At 60.0% G+C, this 8017-nt stretch carries 7 protein-coding genes and 1 tRNA gene; 3 read left to right on the top strand and 5 right to left on the bottom strand.

What is annotated here, in order from left to right; translation table 11 throughout:
* Positions 1-834 precede the first annotated feature (834 nt).
* The 5 genes from K8W16_RS11520 to K8W16_RS11500 all read right to left on the bottom strand — a co-directional run bounded on the left by K8W16_RS11520 (position 835) and on the right by K8W16_RS11500 (position 4544).
* Positions 835-911: transfer RNA gene (locus K8W16_RS11520), tRNA-Pro, on the bottom strand.
* Between the two features lie 157 nt (positions 912-1068).
* Positions 1069-2277: a [FeFe] hydrogenase H-cluster maturation GTPase HydF gene (gene hydF / locus K8W16_RS11515; protein WP_304123970.1), complete on the bottom strand. Its 1209-nt coding sequence runs from the start codon at positions 2275-2277 to the stop codon at positions 1069-1071.
* Positions 2278-2320: 43 nt separating this feature from the next.
* Positions 2321-3535: a [FeFe] hydrogenase H-cluster radical SAM maturase HydE gene (gene hydE / locus K8W16_RS11510; RefSeq protein WP_304123967.1), complete on the bottom strand. Its 1215-nt coding sequence runs from the start codon at positions 3533-3535 to the stop codon at positions 2321-2323.
* 3 nt (positions 3536-3538) lie between these two features.
* The gene (locus K8W16_RS11505; RefSeq protein WP_304123964.1) at positions 3539-3787 is read right to left on the bottom strand and encodes a TM1266 family iron-only hydrogenase system putative regulator; all 249 of its coding nucleotides are present in this window, start codon (positions 3785-3787) and stop codon (positions 3539-3541) included.
* Between the two features lie 235 nt (positions 3788-4022).
* Positions 4023-4544, bottom strand: a complete 522-nt coding sequence (locus K8W16_RS11500) for a nitroreductase (RefSeq protein ID WP_304123960.1) — start codon at positions 4542-4544, stop codon at positions 4023-4025.
* Between the two features lie 251 nt (positions 4545-4795).
* Here K8W16_RS11500 and K8W16_RS11495 point away from each other — a divergent pair, with 251 nt between their 5' ends.
* The 3 genes from K8W16_RS11495 to K8W16_RS11485 all read left to right on the top strand — a co-directional run bounded on the left by K8W16_RS11495 (position 4796) and on the right by K8W16_RS11485 (position 7825).
* Positions 4796-5281 carry a CvpA family protein gene (locus K8W16_RS11495; RefSeq protein ID WP_304123958.1) on the top strand — a complete coding sequence of 162 codons (486 nt, stop codon included), beginning with the start codon at positions 4796-4798 and terminating at the stop codon, positions 5279-5281.
* A 38-nt stretch (positions 5282-5319) separates the two neighbouring features.
* Positions 5320-6171 (top strand): nucleoside triphosphate pyrophosphohydrolase, encoded by an 852-nt coding sequence (mazG, locus tag K8W16_RS11490; protein WP_304123955.1) that lies wholly within the window; start codon positions 5320-5322, stop codon positions 6169-6171.
* Between the two features lie 136 nt (positions 6172-6307).
* Positions 6308-7825 carry a dienelactone hydrolase family protein gene (locus K8W16_RS11485; protein ID WP_304123952.1) on the top strand — a complete coding sequence of 506 codons (1518 nt, stop codon included), beginning with the start codon at positions 6308-6310 and terminating at the stop codon, positions 7823-7825.
* The last annotated feature ends 192 nt before the right edge of the window (positions 7826-8017 follow it).

The raw sequence follows: 8017 nt of genomic DNA, 5'->3' as shown, positions 1-8017 counted from the left end.
ATGCGCTTCTTATAACTCAAATCTCGTGTAAACACTATCTAGGTACGATGGATGATATGCAGCCTCACAGAAAAGTCTCCTCCGGAGCCCGCCCTTTGTATCACAGGCGCCGGTGTATTTGTCCGCGTCTTTTATCCCCGGGTACCTCGTCGAGGCCACCCGATGATTGACACCATCCTCAGTTATGCCAAGTCGAGAAAAGAGGCACTGAAAACAACATGTTCCCTTCTCGAGGTAATGCCATGGACAGGCGCACCTTTCTCCGAAATCTTGCAGTCCTCCTGAGCATCGGTACGGCTGCGACGTCGTTGTCCGGTTGTGTCGTGCCGCCCCCTCCGCATGACCACCACAAACCGGCCCCCCGCAGAGGACATCGCCCGCCGCCTCCGCCGCATCACAGAGTCTGGTGGCACACAGCCCCCGATCCTTTGGTCGGAGGCTGAAAGCATGCAGCGGAACAGCCGTCGGCAGCATGTGATGTTACTCGGGATATCCGGCAACCGCTTTGCCTTTCCGGCAGAACGATAGGATAGCCGTCAATACTTTCCGTCCTGAAAGTTGAGGCCTCGGCCATCGGACTTCATGGGAACTTTTTCATCCCCCTTTGCCCTCCGATGCAGTTCCCGCAAGGCCGTATCAGTCAATAAGCACCCTGTCCATGGCGCCATATACTCTTGTATTGCCGGAAAAATAGAAAATATAGCACCAAAAATGACACCTTTTCGGTGCCATGTATAGGAGCTCCATAGGACAACATAAAAGGAAAGATAGCGGATAAAAGTAAAGCCGCATAAGGAGTTATGATTCCTTATGCGGCTTTAAACTTTTATAAAATGGTCGGGATGGCAGGATTTGAACCAGCGACCCCAGCGTCCCGAACGCTGTACTCTACCAAACTGAGCCACATCCCGACAACGAAAGGGACTATAGCCGTACCGCCTTCAAAAGGCAAGCATTTTCTGCCTTCTTTTTCGGGAAAAGACGGGCTTTCCCTTCAGAGGCCGGAAGTCCGCCCGGAAAGGAAGCAAAGATGCGCTCCAAAACGCCCCGGAACCGGGCCATGCCCGGTCAGGCGTGTTCTACCTTATCGAGGATACCGGTGAGCTTGGCCAGCGCCACACCGTAATTGCACATGGGCACGCCCTGCTCCCTGGCTTTTTTCACACGCGACATCATGTAGGTACGGTTGAACATACACGCCCCGCAATGGATAATGAGATCATAAGGCGTAAGGTCGGAAGGGAAATCCGTACCGCTCACCATGGTGATATCCAGGCTTTCGCCGAAGCGGGCGCGCAGGCGGCGGGGAATTTTTTCCCGGCCTATGTCTTCGGCCAGGGGGGCATGGGTGCACGCCTCGGCAATAAGCACGCGGGAATGAGGGGTAAGGCGGTCAATGGCTTCCGCGCCTTTAATGAATTCCTCGATATCTCCTTTGTATCCCGCCATGAGGATGGAAAAGGAAGTGAGCATACTCTCTTCCGGCTTAAGCTTCCAGACCTCCCCGAAGACCTGGGAATCGGTGATGATGAGATGCGGCGGGCGGGAAAGTGCCTCCAGTGTGCGCTCTATCTTGTCGGCCGTGCAGCTTGCGACGATGCACTTCTTATCCAGAAGTTCCCGTGTCACCTGAACCTGAGGCAGGATAAGCCGCCCCTGCGGGGCCTGTATGTCCTGCGGCATGATCAGCATGACGATATCGCCTTCCCCGCACAACTTCCCGGTGATCTCCATCCTGCCCCAGTCTGCCGGAACCATGCGCAGCATGGCCTCGCGCAGGCCGTCCAGATAGAGCCTCCCCGCCGCGCTCACCGCCACAGGTTCGCTCCCGAGTTCCCGGGCGACAAAGGCGGAGCGGGCCCTGAGCCCCTCCTCGTCCAGCTTGTCGCTTTTATTGAGCACGATAAGGAACGGCTTCTTCCCCGCCCTGAAGGCGGCCACCCATTCCTTTTCCCGGGAGAGCTCTCCTTCGTCGGCAACCACAAGCAAAGCAATGTCCGTTTTCTCCAGGGCAAGACGCGTTTTTTCCACGCGCAGTTCCCCCATGGGGCCCACGTCGTCAAAACCGGCCGTATCAATGAGTACACAGGGGCCGAGCCCGTGAATCTCCATGGATTTGTACACGGGGTCGGTAGTGGTTCCGGCAGTTTCGGAAACAATGGCCGTCTCATGGCCGGTGATTGCGTTGACAAGGGAAGACTTGCCCGCGTTTCGCCTGCCGTAAACACCTATGTGCAGGCGGCCGGAACGGGGGGTGTCGTTAATGGTATCGGCCATGAAACATTCTCCTCATAAAACCATGACGCTGCGCGGCGCTTCTTCATGAAGGGGCCGGTCCCTCGGCGGGGAGCTCCTCTCCCCGGAAGAAATCACCCCTGTCGACCACAATCTCGTAACCTATGGCCCGGATACGCTCCTTCAGCTCCGCCACGTTATCGGCACATTCCGCCCCCTCGGACAGCTTGTTGTCGTACAGGCGGTAACGGGCACGGGCCTCTCTGGGGGAAAGGTTGGGCATGAGCACATTGGCTCCGGCAAGGATGCCGCGTTCCCGCCCGTTGCCTGCCGCCGTACCCAGCGCCGTAGTGGAAGGAAGCATGGCAAAGGGCAGAAGCAGACGAACTATGGCCACCATGACCAGCGTCCTTTCCACACTCCCTGCGGGAAAACGGGCGAAAGGGGTATCGGCATGGGGAATAAAGGGGCCTATACCCACCATTTCCGGCTGGAAACGGTGGAGAAAACGCACGTCTTCTTCAAGATATGCCGTACTCTGCCAAGGGGAACCTACCATGAAGCCCGCCCCGGTCTGATATCCGCACGCCTTCAGATCCTCAAGGCAGGCCATACGATGCTTCCAGGACTGCGCTGCCGGATGCAGCCTGGCGTAATGCGCGGGATTTGCCGTTTCATGCCGCAGAAGGAAACGGTCGGCTCCGGCGCGGCGGAGAAGGCGGTACGATTCAAGCGGTCTCTCCCCCACGGAAAGCGTGACGGCGCAGTCGGGCCAGGAAGCCTTGATGCTCCCCACGATACCGGCAAGGCGTTCGTCGGTGAACCATATATCTTCCCCGCCCTGCAGCACGAAGGTGCGGAAGCCGAGCGCATAGCCGTGGGCACAGCACGCGAGTATCTCCGCAGGAGACATGCGGTAGCGTTCCGCACGGGTGTTGGAAGCCCGTATGCCGCAGTAGCGGCAGTTCCGGCGGCAGATGTTGGAAATTTCGATAAGGCCGCGGATATAGATCCTGTTGCCGAAGTGCTCCCGTGCCTTTTCCCGGGCACGTTCAAAAAGCGTAGAGCGAAGCGCTGCCGCTTCCTCTTCGGGCAGCGCATCCCCCGGTACATAGGGTGCGGCGGCAGGAAGCCCGGCTTCGGCCACATATCCGGCCTCCAGTTCCGCCATATCCTCCGGCACGGGACCGGCAAAGGCCTCAGGCGCGCAGGCGTCAATAAAAGAGGCAATCGCGCCCTCTTCGGGCAGACGGCCTTCATTCAACAGATCAAGTACGGCAAGGCAATCCTGCATGTTCATGCTTCACCGCCGGGAAATGGCGGCCTTGACCGACACGCCCTGAAGTTTGCCAATCTTTCCCGTCATACCGGAAATGGCGTCCATGCTGCCGTCCACGGCAAGCGCGATGATGGAAACGCCCCGGCTTCGGTAGGGGATGCCCAGCCTGCCGACAATGATATCGGCATATTCATGAAGAATGGCATTGATCCTGCCGGTGACTTCAGGATCGTCCACCACGATACCTACCGTGCCTATGCGTGTTTCGCCCATGCCTGACTCCATCTTTCCTGCCTGCAGCCCGGCGGCCGCAGGTCCCGCACATACCTTCCCCAAAGGAAGGAAATTCGTCTCTCCGGCCGCCCCGCAGCTGACCGTCCTCTTTCGGGAAACATGCCCGACAAGCACAGGACGGGGAAAACTTGCCGGGCTTTTCACGACCTGAATTCCCGGCAAAGAGAGCGGATCAAACGCTCCTTGCCGGGAAAAAGTTCATGTAAAGCTTGAACTATACGCGAATGACGTAGTGCTCCTTACGGGGCTTGGCCGGGGCTTCACCCTGCTCGGCGGCATAGCCCAGCACACAGTGGCCCACGCCCTCATAGTCGCCCTCAATACCCCAGCTTTTCAACATGGCCCTGCCTTCCGCGCTGTTGAACACTTCGCGGGCACGGTGTATCCAGCAGGAAGCAACGCCCACGGCATGGGCGGCGAGCATGAGGTTGCCCATGACCAGGGAGCCGTCTTCCTTGTAAGTGGGGTATGACTTGTCGGCCAGCACTATGACTACCGTAGGCGCGCCGTAGAACGGATCGCTCGTGACGCCGAGAACGGCGGCGTTCATTTTCGACAGCTTGGCGATGGTTTCCTTGTCCTGCACCACCACCATGACGGGGGACTGGGCACCCCGGCCGGTAGCCGCCCAGGTACCGGCTTCGAGAATGGCCTGCAACTGCTCCTCGCTGATCTGGCCGGGCTGGAACTTACGGCAGCTGCGGCGGGTTTTAATATCCTGCAGTGTTTCTTTCATGGCATGTTCTCCTTATCTGCGACGGTGAGCTCCCGGCGGAAAAAGTCGACGGGCAAAAGACAGATTCTCCCCTTTTTGCTCTTTATGCAAGCATGTGGAAAAAGGCCCGGCCCGCAGCCTTTTCCAGCTCCTGCATGTGCCTCCGTTTTTTTCCGATGCGGCCCACCTGAGGCCTGACCGCTTTTCCTTGACACCCACGCATGTTCCTCTACAATACCGCCACACCTTTTTTTGCAGTACCCTGAGGTCCTATGCTTCAAATCAACCTGCTTGATACCGCCCTTCTGATCATCCTGCTCTTTTTCAGCGTCAAAGGTCTGATCCGGGGGCTTGTCCAGGAAGTGGCCGGGCTGCTCGGCGTAGCGGCGGGCATCCTGCTCGCCCGGGCCTTCAGCGCCCAGTTCGCGCCCCTGCTCTCCCAGTACGGAGTTTCCCCCGGATTTGCGCCCATGCTTGCCATGGCCCTCCTTTTCCTGGCAGGCATACTGGCTGTGGGGCTTGCGGCTCATGCCCTGCACCGCATGCTGGAATCCGCCTTCGCAGGCGGCATCGACCGCATGCTCGGCCTTGTGGCGGGCCTTGCCAAAGGCATCCTTTTTGCAGGCGTCATCGGCTACATAGCCGTGCGCCTGCTCCCCAACGTACCTGTGGTAAGGGAATCGCAGATTCTTCCCCCGCTCATGCGCTTCATCCAGGCCCTTGCCGGTTCCCTTGATCTGCACCTTCCCCCCATGTAATTGCGAGCGCGCCGCGCTCTTTATTCCAGGAGTCCATCATGAACGAGCAGGAACAGCTTCTTCGCTTCCAGAATGTCGTCAATCAGCTTATCGACCCGGAAAAAGGCTGCCCTTGGGACAGGGAGCAGACGCCCCTTTCCATGTGCGAATATCTCATCGAGGAATGTCACGAACTTGTGGACGCCGTCCGCTCCGGTAAACCCGGCCATGCCTGTGATGAAATGGGGGACCTGCTTTTCGTCCTCCTGCTCATGGCGCGGCGCTTCGAGCTTGCCGGACAGTTCTCCCTGGGCGACGCCCTGAAAATGGGAGCGGACAAGATGACGCGCCGCCACCCCCATGTGTTCGGGGACGTCGGCTGCGAGAGCATCGACCAGCTCATGAAGAACTGGGCCGCCATCAAGAAGGCGGAAAAGGAAAAAGAAGCCGGAGAACCCAAGGGCACGCTTTCTTCCGTGCCTTCCGGCCTGCCGCCCCTTACCAAGGCCTACCGCCTGCATGCCAAGGCCGCCGGAACCGGCTTTACCTGGGAGGACGACGAGGAAGTGGAACGTCAGGTGGAGGCGGAATGGCTGGAACTTCTGGACGCCCGCGCCTCCGGGAGCGACGAGGCGAAGGAACATGAGCTCGGCGACATGATCTTCACCCTTGTGGAGCTCGGCCGTCGCATGGGCGTGAAGGCCGGAGCGGCCGTGGACTTCGCCGCAAACCGTTTCCGCGCCCGTTTCGACGCCATGGAAGCCCTGGCCCGGGAACGCGGGCTCGATTTCAAGGCGCTCAGCCTCGATGAAAAGGATGAGCTCTGGAATGAGGTCAAGTCTGCCGAACCAAAAATTGAAAGCGGTGCGGCCGTGGATTTCGCCGCCCCGCGCGAAACCCCCGAAGACTAGCCGGAGGCCGGGGCCGGGCCTTTTCAGGTATGCCGCCTGAAGATGCCGGTGGCTCCGGCCTTCAGACACAGCCCGGCCGCACCTTTCCGGGAAAAATCCAAAGACTCGGAGCATCCCTCGAAGTCAAGGCGCTGATATGGCCGCGCATTTTCCTTTTTTTCACACTTTCCGACCGCTCGCTTTCTTTCACGCGCTCTTTGTTTTCGCGCTTTCCCTGGCCCTTCTGCTCCCCTGTGCCGAGGCAAGGCAGAACAAACAGAACATCTACGCCGGATACCGTACCCTCTCTTCCAGCCTGCCCGCGCAGCGCCTCATGATACACATGGGAGTGTGGTACCCCACGCGCCGCCGGGCGGGCAACGTGAAGGTAGGGGACTGGACTTTCCGCGCCGCGCGCAACGCGCCCGTCATGCAGGGGCCATGGCCGGTCATCATTCTCTCCCACGACGTCACGGGTTCGGCCTGGACGCATCACGACATAGCGGCGGCCCTGGCTGCGCGGGGCTTTATCGTGGCCGCGCCCACGCACGACCACGACAACGGCGAAGATATGGCCCTGCTTTTCTCCGACCGGGAACTTCCCGTGCGCGCCCTTCAGCTCAGGACGGCGCTGGATCTTGTGCTGGAACACGCCCAGATCGGCAAAGAGGCCGACCGCTCGCGCATAGCGTTTCTGGGCTTCGGCATGCCCGCGTCCGCCGGGCTTCTGCTTGCCGGAGGCGAACTTACGCCAGGCGCATGGCCTTCGTTCTGCCAAAAAAAGGAAAATCCGCTCCTGCCGGAACCCGGTCCCGTGGCCGCTCCGGAAACAGCCGGACCTCAGGAGGAAAGCCTGCCAGAGGCTGTAGAGCGGGACGTCCGGCCCGACGGCTCCGTGCCGCCCATATCGCTGCCGCAGGCCGTGCCGCCCAAACCGATGGCGGAAAAAAAGACTTCCGACACGTTCCTGCAGAATTTTCTGGTCACGCCTGCCTATGCCGAGGAAGACCTTTCCCCTGAGGTGCGCGCCCTGCTCCGCCCCTCCGACAGTCCGTGGTGCGCGCCCTTTCTTTCCAGCCGGATGGACGAGCTTGTCGCCAGCATGAAACATCGCTCCCTCGAACGGGAAGAAAAAACCGTCATGATGCACACCGCCATGGAAGCGCACCGGCAGCTTTTCCGCCGTCTGTCAGATTCCGTGGCGCGCAGTCATCAGCGCCAGCTGCGCCTTGCGAAATCCGACGCGCTGCCCACGCCCCCGGTGGCCCTGCCTCTCCTGCCGCCCCTTTCCCACAATACCCCTGTGGCCGATGCCCGCTTCAAGGCCATGGTCTTCGTCTCTCCCGGTTTTTCCATGCTTTTCAGTAAAGAAAGCCTGGCCGCCGTGAACCTGCCTTCCCTGTTCATAGGCGCGGAAAACGATGCCTGGAACAGGCCCGAAGAGCAGGCGGAACGCTTTGTGGACATGTTGGGCCACAAGCCGGAGTACCTGCTTCTCAAGCATGCCGACGCTCCCTCACTTCAGGCTCCCTGCCCGGCCTCCGATCCGGCAGGCCCCCTTGCCTCCCTCTGCAACAGCGTAGAGCCGGAAACGCGCGACGCCATACACGCAAGGCTCGTTTCCATCCTGCAGGAATTTTTCAACAGGGTGCTGGGCAGGGAAAACGCGCAGTAAAAGCCCGGCCCTGCGGCAGCATCTTTGCACCACGTCCGGGCCTCTCCCCTCCTTGCCCGGTGAAAAGGGGCCCCACCGGCATAGCCGGTGGTTCCTCTTATGCGCCTGTAAGGCTTTCTTACCAGCCGCGCCCTAGCAGGCGCATGTACGGTCTGACATCTGCATTTCTGTTACCGGCGGCCCGTAAACGGG

Origin of the sequence: Mailhella massiliensis (assembly GCF_020741395.1) — a bacterium.
GTDB lineage: Bacteria > Desulfobacterota > Desulfovibrionia > Desulfovibrionales > Desulfovibrionaceae > Mailhella > Mailhella massiliensis_A.
The sequence above is the reverse complement of the archived record's forward strand: the minus strand, read 5'-3'. Positions and strand labels throughout refer to the sequence as shown.